The following is a 22,017-nucleotide window of genomic DNA, read 5'->3' on the forward strand; positions in this document are numbered from 1 at the left end:
GGAGGCCGCGCGGCCTCCCCTTCGTGCGTCCGGCCCGGTAGGCTTGCCCGCGTGACGCCCCGACCCGCCCTCGCCCTCGCCCTCGCGGCCCTGCTCGCCGGTGCGACCACCGCGCCCCTCGCCGCCCAGCCCGCCGCGCTCGTCCCCGTCGACGACCCGACCTACGCCCTGCTCGACGAGCTGGCGGCGCTGGTTCCCGTGCGCGGGATGGTCGCCGGGGTGCGCCCCTACTCGCGCCGCGAGGTGGTCCGGCTGGCGCGCGCCGGCTGCGCGGCGATCGCGCGCGACACCGTCGCGGACGGCGACGCCCGGCGCGCCCGCGCCCGGAGCCTCGTCGCGACGCTCCTGGCCGCCCACGCCCCGGCCGCCGACACCGCGAACGGCTGTGCCGCCGCCCTCCGCGCGCCGGCGCCCCTCTCGGGCCGCGCGCTGGAGGGCGCCTGGCTGCACGCGCTGGCCTCCAACACGTCGACCCGCGCGGTCCCGCGCGACAACGGCATCGGGTCGATCCGCGCGGTCACCACGCCCGCGCTCGACGCCCGCGCCGGCCGCCCGTCGGTCGAGGGCGCCGCCCTCTCGCTCGAGACGGCGCACGCGCTCGGCGTGGGGAGCTGGCTGGCGGTGGTCGCGCAGCCCCGGCTCTCGCTCGTCGCCGCGACGGACGGGGGCACCCGGTGGGAGGGGGCGCTGCAGCGCGCGGGCGTCCGCGCGACGCGCTGGAACCTCGCCGTCCACGCCGGCCTCGAGTCGCGCCACTGGGGGCAGGGGGGCGAGCGCTCCCTCTTCGTCTCCGGCAACGCGGGCCCGCTGCGCGCGCTGAGCCTGGGGACCGACACCGCGTTCGCGCTGCCGTGGGTCTTCCGGAAGATGGGACGGTGGCGCGCGGAGGGGTTCGTCGCGGACCTGGGACGGCATCGCGAGTTCCCGCACAGCCAGCTCGCCGCGTACAAGCTGGACCTCTCCATCGTGCCGTGGCTCGAGCTGGGCGCGGGCGTGATGAGCCAGATGGGCGGCCGCGGCGCGCCCGAGCTGAGCACGGCGCAGCGGCTGCGCGACCTCGCGCCCTACCTGTTCTGGATCGTCGACGAGGGGAGCGACCCGCTGGCCACCAACAAGGTCGCCAACGCCCACATGCGGCTGCGCATCCCGCCCTGGCGCTCGGCCACCTTCGCGTGGGAGATGGCGATCGACGACTTCGACCTGCGGCGCGTGCGGCGGATGTTCTGGGAGGACACGGGCCACCTGATGGCGCTGACGCTCCCGCGCCTGCGCGACGACGGCTCGCTCGCGCTCGACGTGCAGTGGCACCACACGTCGCTGCGGCTGTCGCAGCACTACCAGTTCACGGACGGGCTCACGTACCACGGCCGCATCATCGGCAGCCCGCTCGGCCCCGCGGCGCAGGCCGGCTACGTGTCGCTCGCGTGGCGCCCCGACGTGCGCACGACGTGGCGCCTCGCGCTCGCGCAGGAGGTGCGCGACTCCAGCCAGTGGCGCTCGCGCGTCACGAGCGCCGATGAGAGCGGCTTCGACTTCGTGCGCGTCGCGCCCGGCGTGAAGGAAGGGCGCACGCGCGCGTCGGTGGAGTCGCGCCGCGACGCACCCGGCGCGGGCCGCGGCTGGTTCGCGCGCGCGGGGCTGGAGCGCGCGACGAACGCCGGCTACGTGCGCGGCCGCCCGGCGCAGCTGCGCGCGTTCGGCGAGGCGGGGGTGGGCGTGCGGTTCTGATCACGCGCCGTCGCGCCGGACCCGAACTTCAACTGCAGCAAGGATGAGATCGGACAAGATCTGATAACGACGGATGGCTCCATGTGGTGCGAAGATCGTCGCACTCCACCGGAGCCATCCGTCGTTATCGGACCTTATCCGATCTTCATCCTTGCAATGCCGTTCGCCGTTCCACCACCACTCAGTTGCTCAGCGGACACCCCGGCCGCACCGAGCGCGCGAACGACGCGAAGCGCCCCGGGTCGCGCACGTCGTCGTAGAACTGCCGGATGTAGCGCTGCGCGCGCTCGGCCCAGCCGTTCTCGACCCCGGGCAGCGAGCGCGGCACGGCCTCGATGGCCGCGCGCTGCGCAAGGAAGGGCGCGGTCGCCGCGGCGATCGCCTCGCGCGTGGGGCACGGGCCGCGCCAGAGCCGCTCCGTCACCGACTTGATGGGCAGCATCGGGTCGGGGATCGCGTAGCTCGCGCCCACGAAGCCCGAGAAGTCGAAGTCGTACGGCACCGCGAACACGTCCTGCTCGCGCTGCACCAGCCGCACGTTGTGCAGCGCCGACAGCGACCAGTCCGTGTTCCCCAGGAAGTACTGCCACATCGAGAGGGTGACGGCGGAGTCGGGGGCGATGTCGCCGTAGCGCGCGTTCTTCGCCTCCAGCAGCCGCCCGCCCATCCGTCGCGCCAGCTCGCGCTCGCTCTCGAGCAGGAAGCCGTAGCGCTCCAGCACCTTCGTCGTGTCGCGCGACCGCACGTAGCGCACGCGCGCCAGCCGCGCGCGGAAGCTCGCGGGCGTCACCAGCGCGTGCGCGCGGTAGGCCAGGAACTCGCGCAGCACGTAGTCCTGGTAGTCGTCCGAGTTGTCGCGGCAGTGCGTGATCAGCTTCAGCGCCTTCTGGTCGTCGAACGGCGTGTCCTTCGTCCCCTTCCCGAACACGAGGCGCAGCGGCGGGAACGAGCAGCGGTCGGAGCGCAGGCGGTAGTGCCCGCGCGTGTAGACCTCCACCGGGATCGACCGCTCCCCCTGCGCGCCCGCGATGCGCACGACGCCGGGAAACGCCTTGTGCTTCATCGTGTCGCGCTGGCCGGCCAATCCCTGGAAGTCGGTCACCAGCGTGAACGTCAGCAGCGAGTCGGTCGCGAAGAGCGCGCTCGGCTTCGGCGTCTTCTTGGCCTTGGGCGCGTCCTGCGCGCACAGCGGCAGCGCCGCCGCGAGCGCGAGGAGCGTCAGCAGCGCCGCGCGGCGCCACGTCTCGGGGTGGATGCGTCGCAGTGGGGTCATCGGACGATCTCCTCAGGCGATCTCCGCGCGGACGACGAACGGCGTCGCCTCGGCCTGCACGGCGTCCAGCACGGCGGCCGGCGACGTCCCCTTCTTCCAGCGCACGTGGTACGCGAGCACCTGGTCGCCGTCGCCCGCGCCGTGTGCGGACTCCTCGACCGCCCAGCGCTTCACGCGCGTCTCCAGCACCGACTCCACGAGCGCGCGCGCGGCGTCGGCGTCGGTCGTCTCGACCAGCAGCCGCGCGTCGAACTCCAGCTCGGGCACGCTCGGCAGGTCGGCGCCGACCTCCTCGCGGCGGCGGCGCACGCGCGTCGCCAGCGCGTCCAGCTGCGCGGGCGCCAGCGTGCGCAGCACCTCCTCGTCCACGCGCGCCACGAACTGGCTGGTGCGGTTGGCGATCGCCATCGCGCGCTCCAGCTGCCGCTTCGCGCGCTCGCCCTCCACCGCCGGCGGCGTGCGTGCGAAGTCGGTGTAGAACAGCACCAGCGTCGCGACGTTGAACAGCACCGACAGCACCATCGCGACGTCCAGCTCCACGCCCGCGGCCAGCCCCAGCCCCACCGCGAGGAAGAGGAACGTCGCGTCCTTGCTGTCGTCGAGCGTGTTGCGGAAGCGCACCGCCGCCACGATGCCCGCGAGGCTGAACGCGAGCGCGAGGCTCGTCTTCACCAGCACGACGACGCCCGCCACGACCACCGGCAGCAGCACGAGCGTGTGCACCACGCTCTGGCGGTAGCCCTTCCGCTCGCGCGTCAGCATGTACGTCCACGCCACGGGCAGCGCCAGCAGGAACGCGCCCAGCGTGGCGCCGAGGACGGTGAGCGCGATCGAGCGGGGCGAGGCGACCGTGGGCGTGAGCGCGGTGACGGCGTCGCCGCGTAGCAGCGCGGCCAGCGCGCCCGCATCGGAGAGCAGCATCGGCGCGAACGCGGCCATCGTCGCGCGCCGCGCGTCGTCGGGGATCGTCCGCCACAACAGCGCGCCACCGCCGAACAGCAGCGCGTAGTGGAGCGCGATGCGGACGACCAGCCGGTCGTCCGAGAGCAGCCGGCGCAGCCAGGCGGACATGGACGTCGCGTGGGGGAGCGGCGCAGCAGCAGCGGGGCGGACGGGTCTACCATACGACCGTCCCCGAGGGGGCGCCAGCACGCACGTCCGCGTGGCGCGGTCGGCCCGGCGACGTACATTCGGGGCGTGCCGCTGCTGCCCGCCCTCCTCGCGCGCCTCTCCGCGTTCGACCTCGCCGCCGGCGGCCTCGGGCTGGTGGGCGCGCTGTCGACCGTGCCCGCGCCGGTGGCGACGTCCGGCGCCGCCCGGCAGCCGCCCGCGCCGACGCTGGTCGTGGTGGTCGTCGTCGACCAGCTGCGCGCCGACTACCTGGACCGCTTCGGGCCGCAGCTGAGCGGCGGGCTGGCGCGCCTCGCGCGCGGCGGCGCGGTGCTGACGCGCGCGGTGCACGACCACGCGATCACCGAGACGGCGCCCGGGCACGCGACGGTGCTGTCGGGCCGGTATCCGCGCTCGCACGGCATCATCGGCAACCTGCTCGGCGTCGACGATCCGGGGAGCCCGCTCGTGGGCGTGGACAGCGGCATGGGCGACCCCGCGTCGCCGCGCCGCTTCCGCGGCACCACGCTGGCCGACTGGCTGGTGGCGCGCGACGGCCGTGCGCAGGTGCTGGCGGTCTCGCGCAAGGACCGCGGTGCGATCCTCCCGCTGGGGCGCGCGCGCACCGGCGACCGCACGACCGCGCAGGCGTACTGGTACGCGACCAACGGCCGCTTCACGACCAGCCGCTGGTACGCCGAGCGGCTGCCCGCGTGGGTGGAGGCGTTCGATCGACGGCAGCTGGGGCAGCGCATGGCCGGCCGCGCGTGGACGCCGCTCTTCCCGACGGACTCGTATCCCGAGCCGGCGAACGTGCCCGCGCCCGGCGGCGCGTCGGCGCCCTTCCCGCACGTGCTGCCGCAGGACTCGCTGCTGGCGGCGGACGTCGTCCGCGCGACGCCGTTCATGGACGAGCTGACGCTGGCGTTCGCGCTGGAGGGTCTACGCGCGTTGAGGCTGGGCGCGTCGGGGCGCACCGACCTGCTGGTCGTCTCGCTCTCGTCGACCGACGCGGTGGGGCACCAGTACGGGCCCGACTCGCGCGAGCTGCACGACCAGGTGCTGCGCGTCGACCGCGCGCTCGGCGGCTTCCTCGACTCGCTGTTCGCGCTGCGCGACTCGTCGCGCATCGTGGTCGCGCTGACGTCGGATCACGGCATCACGCGCTTCCCCGAGATCGCCGCGAACGACCCGCGTCGGCCCGCGCAGCTGGTGCCGCGCCGCGTCGATCCGGACAGCGCGCTGGCGGCGGTGCGCGCGGGGCTCGCGGCGCGCGGCGTCTCGCCATGGGCCATGCTGCTCGACAACGGCGCGCTCTACCTCGACCGCCGCGCGCTCGCCGCCGCGCGCATCCGCGAGGACTCGCTGCTGTCGGCGGCCGAGTCGACGCTGCGCGCGGTGCCGGGCGTGCGGCGCGTGGACCGGCTGGAGCGGCTGGCGAAGGCCGACACGGTGCGCGACGCGATCGCGCGCCGGTGGCTGCACAGCGTGCCGGCGGACTACCCGATCTCGGTCGTCGTGACGCTCGACTCGGGGAGCGTGTGGAGCACGCGCATCGCCGCGGAGCACGGCTCGCCGTACGACGACGACGCGCACGTGCCGCTCGTGCTGTGGGGCGCTCCTTTCAAGGCGGGGCGCTACGACCAGCCCACGGGCGTGGTGGACCTGGCGCCGACGCTGGCGCGCGTCCTCGGCCTTCGCCCCGCGGAGCGGGTGGACGGACGGGTGCTGGAGTTCGTGCTCAGGAAGTAGGGCGCTGCGGACTCGGGATCCTCATCCGGGAGGTGCCGGCGCGCCGGGGCCGTCTGCCCTCCGGGACGGACGCGGATGCTCCGGATCACGACGGAGGCTGCGAATCGCTCCGCACCGGCGCGTGGGGCGTCGCCTCCACGGGGAGCGATCCGAATGATCCGCTCCGATCCGGAGCATCCGTACCCTCCCCACAGGCCAAAGGGGTCCGGCGCGCCGAATCCGGCACGACACCGGACAGGATGACAGGATGACGAAGAGGCTCCGTCCGGCGCGACGTGCCATGCGCTCGGCGGAGCCTCCTGGTTCATCCTGTCTGCTTCGTCGTTCTCAGGCCACGCAGTCCGCTGTCCGCGGCGCCTCACGGGAATGGCAGCGGGACCCTCTGTCGCGGCTGCGGCAGTCGCGGATCCGCCGTGCGGCCGTCCGGATAGCGGGTGCGGCTGCGGTCGTAGATGTCTCCGTCCCGGCGATCGTCGAAGTCGCCGTAGCGCGGCGTCCCGTAGATGACCCGGGCATTGTAGGGACGATTCCGCTCGGCCGCGGCGCAGGTCGTCGGGCGCGGCTGTCTCCCCGGGGGGACACCGTCGATCCAGATTCGACACATGCCCGGCGGTGGCAGGTGCCCCGGCGGGACCCGCGAGGCGCCCGAATTGTAGGTCCGGACGGGGACGCGGCGGCTCGGGACGAAGCGGCGCTGGTCGTAGCGGGCGTCGTACCGGTCGTCGAAGCGGTCGTCCCAGCGGCCGTCGCCGCGGCGGTCGTAGAGGCGCGTGGTGTCCAGGCGGCGGGCCTCCTTGCGCTCCGCCTTGGCCTGCCGCTTGAGCTCCTTGCGGTACTGCTTCTCGTTCTGCTGCCAGGACTTACGCCCCTTGCCCTGGGCGTCGGCCCGGTCGGGCGCGAGGGCCACGGCGCCGCCGGCGCAGAGGGTCAGGGAGAGCGCGCCGAGGGCGCGGGCGAGTCGTCGCATGGGTCCTCCTGTCGGGGCGGCCTGTCCGAGGCCGCGGTGCTTCGTGGGATGGCGCCGCCGGAGCTCGGACGGGCGGCCGCGACCGTGCAGTGGGGCAGGAGGGGTGCCGCGACGTCGGCGCGGCCCGCGGCGGCTTGACTTCGGGTCGGGCCGCGAGACCTTGGGCGTGCCCGCTCGTCACCCCTGCGCCCCCCTCCGTTCCTGCGGTTCCCGCCTGTCGCAGCATCCCGCCGTGCGTCCGTCCGTCGTCGCCTCCCTTCCGCTCGCCCTCCCGGCCGCGCTCCTGCTGACCGCGTGCGCGGGGGGCCTGCGCCCCGCACCGCCGGCGCGTCCGAGCGTCCCCGTCGTCGCCTCGCTCCCGGCGCCGCCGTCCGAGGAGGACGCCGAGCGGCTGCGCGAGCGCCGGCTGCGCGTGCCGGTGGCGGGCGTGCGCGTGGAGGAGGTGCGCGACGCGTTCGCCGACGGGCGCGGGGAGCGGCTGCATCTCGCGGTGGACATCATGGCGCCGCGCGGCACGCCCGTGCTGAGCGCGGACGATGGCCGCATCTGGAAGCTGCGCTCGAACGCCCTCGGCGGGATCACGATCTACACGACCGATCCGGACGAGCGCTTCGTCTACTACTACGCGCACCTCGATCGCTATCGCGACGGGCTGCTCGAGGGGATGCCGGTGCTGCGCGGCGACACGCTGGGCTTCGTGGGCACCACCGGCAACGCGCCGCCCGACGTCCCGCACCTGCACTTCCAGGTGGCGCGCCTCGGCGCCGACCGGCGCTGGTGGACCGGCACGCCCATCGATCCGCTGCCGTACCTGCGCGAGTCCGCGGGAATGCCGCCGCGCGCCGTCGCCGTGCGACGCGCGGTGTCCACGCCGTCGCCGACGCCCGTCGCCGCGGCGCGTGACACGTCGGCGCGTCGCGTCGTGCCGCGTCCCACGGTGCCGACGTTCGACGACGACTCGTCGGCCGCGACCGACAGCGTGCTCGCGCCGCGCACGCCCGCACGCAAGCGCTGACGACCCGGGTCGTCTCGCCGGCATGCGCGGCCTCGCGCCCACGCATGCATGCGAACGTCGCGTGAACCGCGCGTGAACAACTCGCGCGTGCGATGGGCCGTAAGGCCAGGAAACCCTCGCGCGCATCGCCGTGTCGAAGGGTCACGCAGGCGATGGAGCGCGTCGCGCCGCATGGTGCACCATGGGGCCGACGCGATCGGGTGAAACCGAGATCCGGGCGCTGCGTATGGGAATCCGTCGCCGATCACGATCGTGCTCGCGACGTCGACGCAGCGACGCACACACGCCGTGCAGCGATGGTGTGTGCGCACTGCGCCCGCGCCGGCCGCGGTGCAGGGGCCGGGACCACACTCGAACACTCCGAGGATCACGCCATGCGCGTCTCGATCAATAGCCGCTCGCTGTTCGCCGCCCTCGCGCTCTCCACGATCGCCTTCGCGCCGCTGCACGCGCGCCCGGTCGTCGCCGCCGAGACCACGCTGGTCGCCAAGGCCGATCTGCCCGCGTCGTCGGCGCGCTGGGTCGGCGTGTACCGCATCACGCTCGCGGAGCGGAAGGACGGCGCGATGGTCGATGCGCGCGTGCTGATCGAGCCGAACGGCCAGAACCTCATGGGCATGCTGATGGTCGACCAGCACGCGTCGGGCATCACCGACGTGAAGATCGAGAACGAGGCGCTCGTGGCGCGCGTCGTGACGGCCGAGGGGAAGGGCACGCTGACGCTGCGCACGACGGACGAGGGCGTGGTCGGTGACCTGAAGATCGGCAAGCGCACGTGGGCGGTGTCGGGCGCGCGCGCGATCTGACGACGCGCGCCGACGGCTCGAACGCGACACGCTCGCGGTATGGCGAGGGGGCGACTTCGGTCGCCCCCTCGTTGCATGGATGGCCATCCCCTGCGCGATTTCCCGGACGCGGTGCGGCGTTCTGCCGTGCTCGGCCATGTCGCCGTGAGTGGCGTGCAGGGCGTAAACGTCGGTCTTGCTCGCCGCGCCGTCGGTCCACACTGTGTTCGGGTCCTGGTCGTGGCGGCATCGCGCGCTGCATCGACGATGGTGTGACGGCTCACCGCGCACGTTGGACCTCGCTGCCGGCCGCGTGTCGGGCCGGCATGCCACAGGGGAGGGGAAGCCGCGATGATGCGATTCACCGTGGTTCGCGTGACCCTGCTCGGCGCGCTGGCGGCGATCGCCGCCTGCGCCGACGCACCCGTTGCTCCCGCAGCGCTCGCGCCGCGCGCACAGCCGGCCTTCGAGGCGGGTGACGGCAATCCACCGCCGCCGCCGGCGGATGGCATCGAGGGCCCGGGAGGAGGTGGGGGAACTGGGTGCGTGCCGCTGCCGGGAAGCCCCATCTGCCCACCGCCGCCGCCGCCCAGCGTCCTGACGTTCTTCGTCTCCGGCGTTCAGGCCACGGTCTTCGCGAACCGGCCGGGCACGAATGCCTTCATCAGCTTCTCCAGCACGAACCCGAACATCGTCGTCAGCCCCGACGCGCGGGTGCACGAGACTGACAAGGGGCTCGTGGGACGCGGCACGATCACGGTCCCGATCAGCAGCTACACCGGGGTGAGCGGGTCGGTCGGGGTGATCGATCTGTCCACGGTCACCGGCTGGATCATGCCGCTCACGCCGACGGGCGCGCAGTCCGCCTTCCTCCGCGCGGACCTGACGTATCCGGACGGTTCCGACATCCTGCTGTCTGGCGGCACGACCTGGTTGCGCTACGCGGTGTTGTCGTACCTGTACTGAACGCGGGCCGGGCCGTGCGTGACCGCGACGCAGGCATCGATCGGCACGACGCAGGCTCCGCGCGCGCGGTGGCGGCGCGGTCGTCCGTGTCCAGCGACGTCGCGGTCGCGCTGCCGCGTGCGTCGGAGGCCGCGCCGCCCGACGTGTCGTCCGACGCGTCGTGGCTGCGCGCGCATCTGAGCACGACGCTCGGCGCCGACCACACCATCGAGCGCGAGCTCGGGGGCGGCGGCATGAGCCGCGTCTTCGTGGCGCGCGACCACGCGCTCTCGCGCCGCGTCGTCGTCAAGGTGCTGGCGCCGGAGCTCGCGCGCGGACTCTCGGCCGACCGCTTCCTGCGCGAGGTGCGGCTGGCGGCGCGCCTGCAGCAGGCGAACATCGTCCCCGTGCTGGCCACCGGCGCCGTCGCCGGGCTGCCGTACTACGTGATGCCCTTCGTCGAGGGGCAGTCGCTGCGCGCGCGGCTGGCGCCCGGCGAGCGGCTGCCCGTCGCGGAGGCGGTGAGCATCGTCCGCGACGTCGCGCGCGCGCTCCACTACGCGCACGCGCACAGCGTCGTGCACCGCGACATCAAGCCCGAGAACGTCCTGCTCTCGGGCGACACCGCCGTCGTCACGGACTTCGGCATCGCCAAGGCGATCCGGTCGGCGCGCGCGCCGGGCGCGGTCGCCGACGACCTCGCGATGGCGACCGCCGGCTGCGGAACGATGACGGAGCTCGGAGCGTCGATCGGCACGCCCGCGTACATGGCGCCCGAGCAGGTCGCGGGCGACGACGCGGTCGACGCGCGCGCCGACGTCTACGCGCTCGGCATGGTCGCGTACGAGCTGCTCGCGGGGCGGCACCCGTTCGCGGACCTGCGCCCGCAGCAGCTCTTCCTCGCGCAGATGACGCGCGAGCCCGCGCCGTTGCGTGGCGTGCGTCCCGAGGTCCCCGCGCCACTCGCCGCACTCGTGCACCGCTGCCTGGCGAAGGAGCCCGCGCGCCGGCCCGCCAGCGCGGAGCTGCTGCTGGCGGAGCTGGAGGCGGCGCACACCACGCCGGCGCACGGCATCACGCTGCCGTGGCCCGTCGGCCTCGGGTCCGATGGCGCGCGCCACCGGCGCGCGGCGCTCGCCGTCGCGGGCATCGCGCTGGCGGCGGCCGTCGGCGTCGCCGGCTACGAGCTGCTCCGCCGCGTGCAGCGCGGGGCCGAGCCGTCGCTGGTGGCCATCGCGCCGTTCGCGGTGCTCTCGCCGCAGCTCAGGGGGATCTGGGGCGAGGGGCTCGTGGACGTGCTCTCGCGCAGCCTGGACGGCGCGGGCTCGCTGCGCACCGTGTCGCCGACGGTCGTCATCGCGAGCTGGCGGAAGCAGGCCCGCACCGACCGCGCGGCCGCGGCGCACCTCGCGGCGCGCACCGGCGCGAGCTTCGTCGTCTTCGGGAGCCTCGTCCCCGCGGAGGACGGGCGCGTCGTGCTCAACGCGTCGATCCTGGACGCGGCGTCGGGCGCGGTGCTCCCCAGCGGCGAGATCGAGTACCGTGGGTCGCTCGCAGGGCTCCCCGATTCGGTGACGATCGCGCTGCTCGACGCGCTCGGGCGCAGCGGCGCCCTCGTCGAGTCGCGCGGCAGCCGGCTCGGCACGACGTCGCTGTCGTCGCTCAAGGCGTTCCTGCACGGGGAGCAGTACTACCGGCGCACGCAGTGGGACTCGGCCGTCGCGAGCTACCGGCGCGCGGTGCACGAGGACAGCACGTTCGCGCTGCCGCTGCGGCGCATCGGCCTCGTGATGGGCTGGCAGCGCGACCAGCTCGACTCGACGTCGCGCGCGTTCCTGCTGCGCGCCGGCCGGCACAACCGCGGCCTGTCGCCGCGCGACAGCCTGCTCGTGCTGGCCGACTCCATCCGCGCGTCGCTCACGGCCTTCGAGTCCGACACGGGCTACTGGTCGCGCGTGCACCGCATGTTCGCGGTGCTCGACGCCGCGCGGCGCGACGGCCAGCACGATCCCGAGGTCTGGTTCCAGCTCGGCGAGGCGCGGTTCCACCACGGCTACGGCCCCACGTTCCCGGCGCACGACCGGCGCGCGCTCGCGGCGTTCGAGCGCGCGGTGGCCCTCGACTCCACCTTCGCGCCGGCCTACCTGCACGCGGTCGAGCTGGCGCTGACGCACGACGGGCCCGTGGCCGCGCGCCGGTTCGCGGCCGCGTTCCTCGCGCTGGCGCCGGGCGACGCCTCCGCGGACGGCATCCGCCTCGTGAACGCGCTGCTCGACCCCGCGCGCGCGGGCGCAGCGTCCGCGCAGCGGCAGCTCGACTCCGCGTCCGCCGACGCGCTCTTCACGGCGTGGCAGGTCCTCCGCCACTGGCCCGACTCGACCGAGTCGGCGCTGCGCGTCGCGCGGCTCGACGTCGAGGGGCGGCGCACCTCGGGCGAGTGGTTCACGACGCCCGCTCGGCGGCGCCTGCTGCTGATCCAGCAGCTGGCGTATCGCGGACACTACCGGGAAGCGTTCGCCCTGCTGGGCGGTCGTCTCGCCGCCACTGCGCCGCGGACGTTCGCCGAGCTGGCCTGGCTGGGCGCGGTGCCCGCGGACACGGCCGACGCGGTGTTCGGACGCTGGCTGGACGAGGGCTCGGACGCGCTCGCGAAGGCGCACGCCATGCTGCCATGGTGGGCCGCGCGCGGCGACACGTCCTCGCTGCAGCGCCTGCTCGCACGCATGAGCACCGCGCGTCCCGCGCCCGACTCCGCGCACCTGCGACGCGATGACGAGTACCGGCGGCGGGTGGCCAATGCGTACCTCGCGCTCGCGCGCCGCGACACGGTCACGGCGACGCGCCTGTTCGAGCAGGTGGTCGACTCCGCGTGCCTGATGTGCTATCCCGACCGGATCGCGAAGGCCCGGCTGCTCTCCGCCGCGGGCCGTCATGCCAACGCGCTCGCCGTCCTCGACGAGCGGCTGCAGATCCTGCTGGCGCCGAGCGAGGGCCTGTTCGCGCTGGAGCGCGCGCGGATCGCGGCGCGCGCGGGGAGCCGCGCGCTGGCCGCGCGCGAGTACGCCTTCGTCGCGGCGGCCTGGGCGCACGGGGACGCGACGCTGCAGCCGCTGGTGCGCGAGTCGCGCGAGGCGGCGCGTCGACTGTCGGCGCGGTGAACGCGAGCGCCCCGCGTGCCGGCCTGGCACGCGGGGCGCTCGTCGTCACGGCCGCGCGATCAGAACACGACGACGATCGCGTAGTTCGCGCCCACGAACGCCGACGGCGCGAGCATGGTGACGCTCAACGGCCCGCCCGCGCTGACCTCGCGCAGCACGCAGGCGTAGACGTTGTCCGCGGTCGACGTGAAGTCGAAGACGTTGCGCCACGTCCCGGGCGCGGCGCCGTCCTCGTAGTAGCAGGCCACGATCGGCGGCGACGCGAACGTCAGCCCCGTCGGCAGCGTGCGGATGGCGGCCGACGACACGTCGCCGTTCGCGGCCAGGCGGCCGGTCAGCACGAGGCGCGTGCCGGGGCCGGCGGCGCCCGCGGGGCCGGTGGGTCCGGTCGGGCCGGCAGGGCCGGCGGGACCCGTGGCGCCCGCGGGACCGGCGGGGCCCTGCGGACCGGTGGCGCCGGCAGGGCCGGTCGCGCCGGCGGGGCCGGCAGGGCCGGTCGGGCCGGCGGGGCCCTGGGGACCGGCGGGGCCGGTGGGACCCACGGGGCCGGTGTCGCCGGTGCAGGCGGCGACGGTGAGGGAGGCGAGCAGCGCGAGGGCCAGACGGGGTGTGGTCACGGATTCGGTCGGTGAGGCGTGCGGGCACGGGGCCGCGGCGGTGAGGCACCACGGCGCTCGGGATCGCGCGTCCGATCCCGAGCGCTGTAGCCGTGCACGCCGGCGCGGCGGGGCGCAAGGGTCGACGGCGTCGCGCGCGCGTCAATCGATGCCGCAGACCCGCGGCGAAGCCTCAGCGACCGCCGTGGATCAGGGCGCCCGTCGGCTCCAGCACGTCCGGCTCGTCGTACGCGGGTGTGTTGATCCGCAGGCTGATCGGCCACGCCTCCATCGCCGTCGCGTCGTACGGCACCAGCAGCTCACGCGCGCGCTCGGGCGGCGTGTCCGGGTCGAGCCACTCGCCCACCGCGCCGGGCGGGAGGAGCACCGGCATCCGGTCGTGCACGCGGCGCACGAGCGCGTTCGGCGTCGTCGTGATCAGCGTGCAGGTGGCCAGCCACGCCGCGCCCGGGTCCGCGGGATCGCGCCACGTCTCCCACAGCCCCGCGAAGGCGAACGGCTCGCCGTCGCGCAGCCGGATCGCCCACGGCTGCTTGCCCGGCTTGGCGAGCTTCGCGACCGGACGCCGTCCCGTGGTGCCGCGGTCCCCGTTGCGCGGGTCGGCCGTCGCGTCGCGCAGGTCCTGCCACTCGTAGAACACGTCGGCCAGCACGACGCACCGCTTCCCCTTCGTGAACGGCGCGCGGAAGGTCGGCTTCTCGACCAGCGTCTCGGCGCGCGCGTTCACCAGCTTGTGGCCGATCGTCGCGTCCTTCGCCCACCGTGGCACGAGGCCCCACTGCAGCGCGGCGAGCGTCCGCTCCCGCTCACCGTCGCGCGTGCGGTCCAGCACCGCGAGCACGGGCTGCGACGGCGCGACGTTGTGGCGGGCCGGATAGGGGTTCGGCAGGTCCGCCGCGACGGACGTGATCGCGAGATCCGCGAGCAGGCCCGCCTCGGCGAGGCGCTGGGGGTTCGTCAGGCCGAAGCGACCGCACATGGCGAGGGGATTCCGGAGTGATGCACGCCGGCCGTCGCACTCTACATGCCGACCACTAGCCGGCGGCGACTTCGCGGACGTTCGACGACCCCGACGTCTCACTGCTCCGGCAGCTGCTGCGAGTTCGCGGGCCTCTCACGTGCGCCAGGACTTCCTGTCCCGGGCGTTGGCGGAACGAACGTCTAGTGGCCAGTGTCAGTCGAACCTCTGGCGGCCGCGGGCGGCGGTGTAGAACGCCGCAGGGCAATCCTCTGCCGAGGTAATGGAGGCGGCCGCGGCGCGGCTCCACGACCTCCGCCACAGCTTCACGACCGTCGCACGAGGCCCTCGGGTACGGCGACCACGTGATCGCGGCCTTGGCCGGCTACACCGTGCGTGACGGGTCGAGGCACCGGTCGCAGCGTGGGAGGAGCCTTGCGCTCACTCGCAGCCGCGCGGTGCTCGCGGCACAGTGGTACTTGAGGCGCCGGATCACCGAGAGGCGTGCGCCGCCCCGCTGCGCATGGCTGCGGGCCCGTCCACGGGCGCGCTGATCGGCTCCAGTTCGACTTCCACGGCGTCGCTGTGCAGCTGTCGGGCGATCGCGCGGAGCGCCTGCGCGATCTCGTCCTGGCGATCGAGATGTTGTGCCACAGCGAGGAGCAGGTTCCCTACGACCGCAGCGCCAAACGCGCCTGCGAGCGAGAACAGACCCAACCCATCGTTAAAGTCCGTCGCCATCAGCAGCAGCAGGTACAGCAGGCAGAGCCCGCCCATACCGAGCGCGATCTTGCCGAGCACGCGGCAGGCACGTGCGACCTTTGAGCTCTGTTGAGGCGACGCCGTAGGGCGCATGGGACTGAATGGAGGAATGACGGCAAGTCGTCAGGACGCCACGTCAGCAGCGCCCTCATCGGACGGCGGGCGCTCCATAGTGACGAGCGGACTCACAGCGCACCACATCCTAAGTCTGGCGCTTCTCACCACGCACCCGGCTCATAGTCCGTTGCGGCCCGCGCCGACGCGGGAGCGCGAGGGCCGATGGCCCCTCCGAACCGGGAAGGCCTGTGGCCCACAGGATCGCGGCTTGCCCGCACACGAGGGCGGGGGCGACCATGTAGAACACAGGCTCAGATCCGGACGAGGAGGTTCGGCTGCCCCGTTCCGCAGCAGCAGCTCAACGATGCTACCGAGGCTAACGTGGCGTAATGCTCTTCATCACCCACTTATCGGTGAAGATCACCATCAGCGGCTCGAGAGGGGCCCACGTCGCGTAGGCGGGACCTAGTACGGCATAGCAGAGCGGGCGCAGCGCCGGTGCATCAACCGCGCTGACGCGCGAGTGGCATGAGTGGGCGTAGGAGCGGACTGCGCAATCAGTACGCCGCAGCAGACGGAGACGCGATCGGCACAGGTTGGGCGCTCTCGACAGCCGTGGGAAACGTCCGTACCATGGCGCTCTCGCACCGCATGGCCCGGCGTTGCGGTCGTGCACGCCGGCGCACCCTCAGCTCCGGAGGCCACCCATGTGTCGTCAGGCTCCTCCCGCGCTCGTGCTCGTGCTTGCAATGCTGCTCGCAGCGTGCCACGACCCGGCGGCCTCCGGACTGCTTGGGCCAGACAACGCGCTGTCTCTCGTTCGCGGTGGTGTGAAGCCGCCGCCGGGAGGACCGCGCGGCGACCCTGATGGCGACGGCCGCGCCAACAGCGCGGACAACTGCCCGCTCACCGCCAACGCCGACCAGACAGACACTGACGGCGACGGTCTCGGCGACGCGTGTGATGCGGACGACGACAACGATGGCGTGTCGGACAGCTCTGATAATTGCCCCCTGACGGCGAACCCTGATCAGAGGGACGATGACCGCAACGGCGTGGGCGACGTCTGCGAGTTCGTATGCCCAGAGGGCAGCGTGCCCATCGATACGGATGGCGACGGCGTCCCGGATGAGTGCGTGAGTCGCTAGACGGGCGGTGAAGACGAGGCGCGTGCATTGCGCTCAGAGCGAAACGTTGGGAGCTTGCGCACCTCGAACGGGCACACGGACCTTCCCATCGCCTTCCCAGAGCGAAAGTCGACCGGGCATGCTACGAACGGTCTCGCTCGTAAGTGAAACACAGCGCCGTATTTAGCGGCGCGCCGACTTCGATCGACCTGTTGCCATGCCCATGACCGGAAAGGAGCGCGCCGCCCTGCGCGCCGAAGCCCACCACCTCGACGCCATGCTCCACGTCGGACACCAGGGGCTCGCCCCCGCGGTGTTCCAGGCGCTCGACGACGCCCTGCGCACGCACGAGCTGGTGAAGATCGCCCTCACCCGCACCGCCGACGTTCCCGCCAAGGACGCCGCCAACGCGCTCGCCACCGCCGTCGCGGCCGAGGTGGTGCAGGTGATCGGCAAGACGGCGACGCTCTACCGCCGCAACCCGGAGCTCAAGCGCAAGGCCGGCGATCCGCCCCCCTGGCGCCGCTGAGCGGCAAGCGAAACGCGACGCGCCCCCCGGCCACTCGATGGCCGGGGGGCGCGTCGCGTTCGGGACGTTCGGATCGATCAGCCGATCACGGCTTGTAGACGATCGGCAGCTGCACGCGCGCGCGCACCGCGCTCCCGTCCTTCTTGCCCGGCACGAACTGCATCTTCTCGGCGACCGTCTTGGCCGCGTCGCCCAGCGCCGGCGCCGGCGCCTGCACGACCTCGATGCTGCTCGGCTCCACCTTGCCGTCCTTGCCGATCACGAACTGCAGCTGGACGGTGCCACCCGTGCCGGCCTTGCGCATCTCCTCGGGGAACGAGCGCGCCACGAGGCGCGCGGCCGCGGCGGCGGAGACGAGCTTCGGCGGGGACGTCAGGTCCTCGCCCCCGTACACCGCCTCCTGCGCGGCGACGAGGCGCGGAGCCGCGCAGAGCGCGAACGCGACGGCGGCGGCGGCGGTGGACAGGCGACGGAAGCGACGATCGGACGACGTGTGCATGGCGGAGATCCTCTGGGATTGGCGCGAGCGGGATGGGCACCGGCGCACCGGCGCGCAGCGCGCGGCTCACGGGAGGCCAGCGCCCGTGGGGCCGTTGGTCGTGACGCTTCAGAGAATCGGCCGATCCAGCCCACTTCTTTAGCCTCTGCTGCCGCCCTGCGAATGACACGGCGGTCATCGGCCCGCCTTCCCGACGCCTTCCCAGAACGGCGGCGGGGCGGGCCCGATGTCCGGACCCGCCCCGCCGCCACCATCCTCCCCGTCAGGCGCCGCTCACGATCCGCTCACCACCCCGGCGCCAGCTGGAAGCCGAAGTGCGCCCCCTTGTCGGGCCGCTGGAACGGGTACGCGTAGAACGCCTCCACCACCGCGAAGCCGAGCAGGTTTATGCGCGCGGTGACACCCGTGCTGAACACCGGGATACGCGCCAGGTCGTTGCGCGACGCGTCGCCGCCCACGAAGCGGAAGTCCGGGCTCTGCGCGCTGTTCCACGCCACGCCCGCGTCGAAGAACGGCGCGATCTCCACCGGCAGCAGGTTGGTGCGGATCAGCCCCAGCCCCTCGGGGCCGAGCAGCGGAATGCGCATCTCGACGTTGGCGACGGCCAGCCGGCTGCCGATCAGGCGGTCGAACACGGGGCAGCGCGCCGCCGTGGTGCCGCACTCGCCGGCCTCGATGTTGTTCGCCACGTCGTAGCCGCGGATCAGCGTGCCGTAGCCCGCGTACAGCGGCGCCAGGCGCAGCGAGTCCTCCGCGCCCTTGCCGTAGCGGCCGTAGTGCAGCCCGCGGAACGCGAACGTCACCGGCCGCGCCAGGAAGTAGCGGCGGTAGTCCGCGGTGCCGGTCGTGAAGCTCAGCGTGCCGACCGTCGGCGAGACCTCGAAGCGATAGCGGCCGCCCGCGATGGGCGACGTGAGCCCGAAGTACGTCCAGTCGCCCACGAAGGCCGCGGAGCCCTGCGCGTAGTAGATCGCGTCGGGTGCCGGCAGCTTCGTGCGGTCCTGGCCGATCGGGTTGCCGAAGTCGTCGACGTAGATGTTGATCGCTTCCTGGCTGTACCCCTGCCGCGTCGCGCCGAGCGCGAACTCGAAGCGCCTGGTCGACGAGAGGGGATACTGCGCGAGCGCCTGCGCCTGGTCGATGAAGATGCGCTGCAGCACCTGCTGGTACGCGAACTGGCCGGGCGAGACCTCGCCCGCCGCCGTGTAGCCCGTGAGGATCGGGATGTGCCCGACGCCCGCGCCCCAGTTCCAGCGATTCTTGCGGTTCAGGTAGAACAGCTGCCCGCCGATGTCCTGCACCTGCCCCTGCGCCTGCACGACGGCCTGCAGCGACTGATTGCCCAGGTTGTCGCTGAACGCGGCGCCGATGCCGCCGCCCACGGTCGTGCCGAACTGGCTGCTCGTGCCGATGCCGACCGTCGGCGGCGCGATGTAGTCCAGCCGCAGCTTGGCCGAGTAGCGCTCGTTCTGGAACACGGTGCGCCCCTCGGGCAGCCCCGTCGTCGCGTCCGCGAGGTAGCGCTCGATGCGGCTCGGCGCCGAGGGGTTCACGGGCGGCAGCGTGCCGCCGTCGCCCACCGTCGCGCCGGCGGCCACCGCGCGCCCGTCGGGCGCCGCATCGACGGGCGTGCCCTGCGCGTCCGCGGCCTCCATGCGCACGATGTTGTAGCCACCGCGGTCGAACACCGAGAAGCTGAGGCGCCCCGTCGTGCGCGCCACGCTGAGCGCGGGCGACAGGTCGGTGATGCCCGAGACGCCGGTGGCGACGCGCGTCACGCGCGAGCGCGCGCCGCTCGCGACGTCCAGGCGGTACACGTCGGAGAAGCCGTCCGGATCGGCGACGAAGTACAGCGAGCGGCCGTCGGGCGACCAGTTGGGGTTGATGTGGCGCGCGCCCACGAAGCCGGGGATGACGCGGATCTCGCGCGACGCGACGTCCATCGTGGCCAGGCGCGTGGGCGCGAACGTCAGCCGCTCGAAGTCGGTGCCGGGCCCGCGATCGGTCACGAACGCGAGCGTGCGGCCGTCCGGGCTCCACGACGGCTGCAGCTCCGCCTCGCGGCCGCGCGTCAGCTGCTCCATGCGGTCGGCCTGCAGGTCGTACAGATACAGGTCGCTGATGCCGCCGACGCTGCCCGAGAACGCGAGGTAGCGGCCGTCGGGGCTCCACGCGGGATCGAGCGCGGCGCCGAGGTTGGGCGTGCGCAGCGTGCGCACCGAGCGGCGCGCGGCCAGGTCGTAGATCTCGATCACCTGGTCGCCCTGGCGGTACACGACGTACGCGAGCTGCCGGCCGTCGGGGCTCCAGCTGCCGGCCGAGGCGATGAAGCTCATCGCGTCGAAGTGCCGCGCGCGGTTGAGGGAGCCGAGCTGCTGGATCACGCGGCCCGTCTCGGCGTCGGCGATGAACAGGTCGATCTCGAACAGCCCGCGCGACGAGTAGAACGCGACCGTCTTCCCGTCGGGGCTCAGCACCGGCGCGAGGTTGTACTCGCCGCCGCGGCGGTTGCGCTGGCCGATGATCAGGTTCGCCGTGCTGTCGGGGGCCGAACGCCCCGCCATCAGCGGCAGGTACGCGCCCCGGATCGCCGCGCCCCAGTCCTTCGACAGCTGGTCGGTCGAGACGTCGAGCACGCGGCGGATCGCGCCCTCGAAGCCGTAGCGCAGCGACTGCTTGTAGACGTCGACGACCGCCTGGTCGCCCCACCGTCCGCCGACGTACGCCCACAGCGCCTGGCCGTAGCGGTACGGGAAGTAGCGCGGGTCGTTCGTGAGCTGCTTGATGGTGGGCACGTCGTTGCGGCGCGCGGCGTCGCGCAGCCACGTCGCGGTGTTCACGTCCTCGCGCCCGAGCGAGAGGTACTCCGCCATCCCCTCGACGAGCCAGAGCGGGAGCGCGTTGAGGCGCTGCACGCCGCCGGCCTTCTCCGCCAGGTCGTACTGGAACACGTGCACCAGCTCGTGCCCGAGGACGTGGTGGTTGTCCTCGTAGACGCCGGTGAACGGCATGATCACGCGCGAGCGGAAGCTCTCGGTGACGCCGCCGGTGCCCTCGCTCTCGATGTCGGTGACGTTGTTCTGCTGGAAGTCGGGCTGGTCGGCGAAGAAGATCAGCGACCGGCGGCCGAGCGAGTCGCGCATGAACGGCGCGAGGCGCTCGTACCAGCGCTCGGCCATGCGTCCGGCATCGCGCGACGCCTCCTCCATCGACGGGTAGTAGTGCACGTCGAAGCGGGGCGTGGCGAGGATGCGGAAGTCGAAGGTCTCGTAGTTGACCTTGTTGCGGCCGAAGTACTGCGCGTGGGCGGGCGCGGCGCTCGCGGCCACGATCGACAGCGCGATGGACAGGACGGCCGCCCCCGCGGCCAGGAGCGCACTGGCGTGCGCGACGGCGCGTCGCGCCGCGTGCGAGACGAGCGCGACGCGCGTCGGCCGGCCGGCCGCACGGGCACGCGTGGATGCGTGGCCTGACATGCCTTCCTCCCCTCCGTGAGACGCCGCCACCGTTGGCGGTCATCGCTGCTGTGGGGGCAACAGCCATGCCTGCTTCCACCCTACCTGGGACGTAGGAGCGCGACGCGGCAGGCACGGCGGGGGGCGGTGCGGCGTTGATGGCGGTCGGGGCGCTTGGCGCGCCCGCCGGAGGCCCTCTATGTTTCGGGTCTCCCCAACCCGTTCAAATTCCGAGGCGCACGCCCATGCCGTACGTGATCACCGAAGCCTGCATCAACGTCAAGGACAAGTCCTGCGTGGACGTCTGCCCGGTGGACTGCATCTACGAGGGAGGGGACCAGCTGTACATCCACCCCGACGAGTGCATCGACTGCGGCGCCTGCGAGCCGGAGTGCCCCGTGACGGCGATCTTCCCCGAGGAGGACGTGCCGGGGAACCTGAAGAGCTACATCGCGAAGAACCGCGAGGTCTTCAAGAGCGACGCGCCCCCGGGCCGCCCGACGCGCTGAGCGCGTCGCTCGCCTGGTCCTGATGCACGAACCCCCGCCCGCGAGCGCTCGCGGGCGGGGGTTCTGCGTTCCGTGCCAGCCGCGCCGGCAGCGCGGTCAGCGCGCGAGCCACATCTGCTTGGCCACCAGCACGCCGGCGAAGACGACGTACTGCAGCAGCGTCGAGACCTCGCTGCGCCACGCCTCGCCCCAGTGGTGCGGCCCCGACTCGGGCTCCGCGGGCGGACGCGGGAACCAGCGCGGCGTGCGCGCCTTGTAGTCCAGGTACTCGCGGCCGAAGAACGACTCCAGCACGCCCTCCTCGTAGCGCACGATGAGCGAGTACTCGAGCGCGAACAGCAGCGCGGCGACCGGGAGGAACCAGAACACCCCCGAGGCGACGACGACGCCCAGCCAGGCGAGGAAGTTCCCGACGTAGAGCGGGTTCCGCATCCAGCCGAAGATCCCGTAGGTCACCAGGCGCTGCACGGCGCGCGATCGGCGGCGGGTGACCGTCCCCGCCGCCGCCACGCCGGCCAGCCGCACGGCCTCACCGGCCGCGACGAGCGCGGCGCCGGCGATCCACGAGGCGGCGGTCTGCGTGCCGGGGACCACCAGCGGCACGACGAAGAACGGGACCGGCAGCCAGCCGCGGTTGCGGAAGAGCACCGCCCCCAGCTCGGCGGCACGGGTGCACTCGGCGGCGCACTTGGCGGACGCGGCGGGAGCCGCGGCGGTCGGGATGGGAGCGGCGGACACCAGACTCGGGTGCGGGGGGCTCGTCGACGCGAA

Annotated in this window: 18 protein-coding genes; 9 read left to right on the forward strand and 9 right to left on the reverse strand. The window is 73.5% G+C overall.

What is annotated here, in order from left to right:
* The first annotated feature begins 51 nt into the window (after positions 1 to 51).
* A complete protein-coding gene (locus rosag_RS16130) occupies positions 52 to 1,728 on the forward strand; it encodes a capsule assembly Wzi family protein (protein ID WP_284351183.1) in 1,677 nt (558 codons plus the stop codon).
* Positions 1,729 to 1,909: 181 nt separating this feature from the next.
* On the opposite strand, the gene rosag_RS16135 is transcribed toward rosag_RS16130, so the two are convergent.
* Both rosag_RS16135 and rosag_RS16140 read right to left on the reverse strand, forming a co-directional pair.
* A complete protein-coding gene (locus rosag_RS16135; RefSeq protein WP_284351184.1) occupies positions 1,910 to 3,001 on the reverse strand; it encodes a CotH family protein in 1,092 nt (363 codons plus the stop codon).
* Positions 3,002 to 3,013: 12 nt separating this feature from the next.
* Positions 3,014 to 4,072, reverse strand: coding sequence for a DUF4956 domain-containing protein (locus tag rosag_RS16140; RefSeq protein ID WP_284351185.1), 1,059 nt, complete (start codon positions 4,070 to 4,072; stop codon positions 3,014 to 3,016).
* Between the two features lie 126 nt (positions 4,073 to 4,198).
* On the opposite strand from rosag_RS16140, the gene rosag_RS16145 reads away from it, so the two are divergent.
* A complete protein-coding gene (locus rosag_RS16145) occupies positions 4,199 to 5,863 on the forward strand; it encodes an alkaline phosphatase family protein (RefSeq protein WP_284351186.1) in 1,665 nt (554 codons plus the stop codon).
* Between the two features lie 358 nt (positions 5,864 to 6,221).
* On the opposite strand, the gene rosag_RS16150 is transcribed toward rosag_RS16145, so the two are convergent.
* Positions 6,222 to 6,830, reverse strand: a complete 609-nt coding sequence (locus rosag_RS16150) for a hypothetical protein (RefSeq protein WP_284351187.1) — start codon at positions 6,828 to 6,830, stop codon at positions 6,222 to 6,224.
* Between the two features lie 232 nt (positions 6,831 to 7,062).
* Between rosag_RS16150 and rosag_RS16155 the strand changes: the two genes are divergently transcribed.
* The 4 genes from rosag_RS16155 to rosag_RS16170 all read left to right on the forward strand — a co-directional run bounded on the left by rosag_RS16155 (position 7,063) and on the right by rosag_RS16170 (position 12,733).
* A complete protein-coding gene (locus rosag_RS16155) occupies positions 7,063 to 7,845 on the forward strand; it encodes a M23 family metallopeptidase (RefSeq protein ID WP_284351188.1) in 783 nt (260 codons plus the stop codon).
* A 374-nt stretch (positions 7,846 to 8,219) separates the two neighbouring features.
* Complete coding sequence (locus rosag_RS16160; RefSeq protein ID WP_284351189.1) at positions 8,220 to 8,651, forward strand: hypothetical protein; 432 nt, start codon at positions 8,220 to 8,222, stop codon at positions 8,649 to 8,651.
* A 354-nt stretch (positions 8,652 to 9,005) separates the two neighbouring features.
* The gene (locus rosag_RS16165) at positions 9,006 to 9,596 is read left to right on the forward strand and encodes a hypothetical protein (protein WP_284351190.1); all 591 of its coding nucleotides are present in this window, start codon (positions 9,006 to 9,008) and stop codon (positions 9,594 to 9,596) included.
* Positions 9,597 to 9,682: 86 nt separating this feature from the next.
* The gene (locus rosag_RS16170) at positions 9,683 to 12,733 is read left to right on the forward strand and encodes a serine/threonine-protein kinase (RefSeq protein ID WP_284351191.1); all 3,051 of its coding nucleotides are present in this window, start codon (positions 9,683 to 9,685) and stop codon (positions 12,731 to 12,733) included.
* A gap of 59 nt (positions 12,734 to 12,792) precedes the next feature.
* On the opposite strand, the gene rosag_RS16175 is transcribed toward rosag_RS16170, so the two are convergent.
* The 3 genes from rosag_RS16175 to rosag_RS16185 form a co-directional block, all read right to left on the reverse strand.
* Positions 12,793 to 13,350: a hypothetical protein gene (locus rosag_RS16175; protein ID WP_284351192.1), complete on the reverse strand. Its 558-nt coding sequence runs from the start codon at positions 13,348 to 13,350 to the stop codon at positions 12,793 to 12,795.
* Positions 13,351 to 13,522: 172 nt separating this feature from the next.
* The gene (locus tag rosag_RS16180; protein WP_284351193.1) at positions 13,523 to 14,329 is read right to left on the reverse strand and encodes an SOS response-associated peptidase; all 807 of its coding nucleotides are present in this window, start codon (positions 14,327 to 14,329) and stop codon (positions 13,523 to 13,525) included.
* Positions 14,330 to 14,800: 471 nt separating this feature from the next.
* Positions 14,801 to 15,109 (reverse strand): hypothetical protein, encoded by a 309-nt coding sequence (locus rosag_RS16185; RefSeq protein ID WP_284351194.1) that lies wholly within the window; start codon positions 15,107 to 15,109, stop codon positions 14,801 to 14,803.
* A gap of 725 nt (positions 15,110 to 15,834) precedes the next feature.
* Between rosag_RS16185 and rosag_RS16190 the strand changes: the two genes are divergently transcribed.
* Both rosag_RS16190 and rosag_RS16195 read left to right on the forward strand, forming a co-directional pair.
* Positions 15,835 to 16,275, forward strand: a complete 441-nt coding sequence (locus rosag_RS16190) for a thrombospondin type 3 repeat-containing protein (protein WP_284351195.1) — start codon at positions 15,835 to 15,837, stop codon at positions 16,273 to 16,275.
* 196 nt (positions 16,276 to 16,471) lie between these two features.
* A complete protein-coding gene (locus rosag_RS16195; protein ID WP_284351196.1) occupies positions 16,472 to 16,783 on the forward strand; it encodes a YhbY family RNA-binding protein in 312 nt (103 codons plus the stop codon).
* A gap of 85 nt (positions 16,784 to 16,868) precedes the next feature.
* On the opposite strand, the gene rosag_RS16200 is transcribed toward rosag_RS16195, so the two are convergent.
* A complete protein-coding gene (locus rosag_RS16200; protein ID WP_284351197.1) occupies positions 16,869 to 17,282 on the reverse strand; it encodes an energy transducer TonB in 414 nt (137 codons plus the stop codon).
* A 284-nt stretch (positions 17,283 to 17,566) separates the two neighbouring features.
* Positions 17,567 to 20,758: a basic secretory protein-like protein gene (locus tag rosag_RS16205; RefSeq protein WP_284351198.1), complete on the reverse strand. Its 3,192-nt coding sequence runs from the start codon at positions 20,756 to 20,758 to the stop codon at positions 17,567 to 17,569.
* A 224-nt stretch (positions 20,759 to 20,982) separates the two neighbouring features.
* Here rosag_RS16205 and rosag_RS16210 point away from each other — a divergent pair, with 224 nt between their 5' ends.
* Positions 20,983 to 21,246, forward strand: coding sequence for a ferredoxin family protein (locus rosag_RS16210; RefSeq protein WP_284351199.1), 264 nt, complete (start codon positions 20,983 to 20,985; stop codon positions 21,244 to 21,246).
* A 96-nt stretch (positions 21,247 to 21,342) separates the two neighbouring features.
* On the opposite strand, the gene rosag_RS16215 is transcribed toward rosag_RS16210, so the two are convergent.
* Positions 21,343 to 21,984, reverse strand: a complete 642-nt coding sequence (locus rosag_RS16215) for a methyltransferase family protein (protein ID WP_284351200.1) — start codon at positions 21,982 to 21,984, stop codon at positions 21,343 to 21,345.
* Positions 21,985 to 22,017: the final 33 nt, after the last annotated feature.

This window comes from Roseisolibacter agri (genome assembly GCF_030159095.1).
In the GTDB taxonomy this organism is placed as follows: Bacteria; Gemmatimonadota; Gemmatimonadetes; order Gemmatimonadales; family Gemmatimonadaceae; genus Roseisolibacter; species Roseisolibacter agri.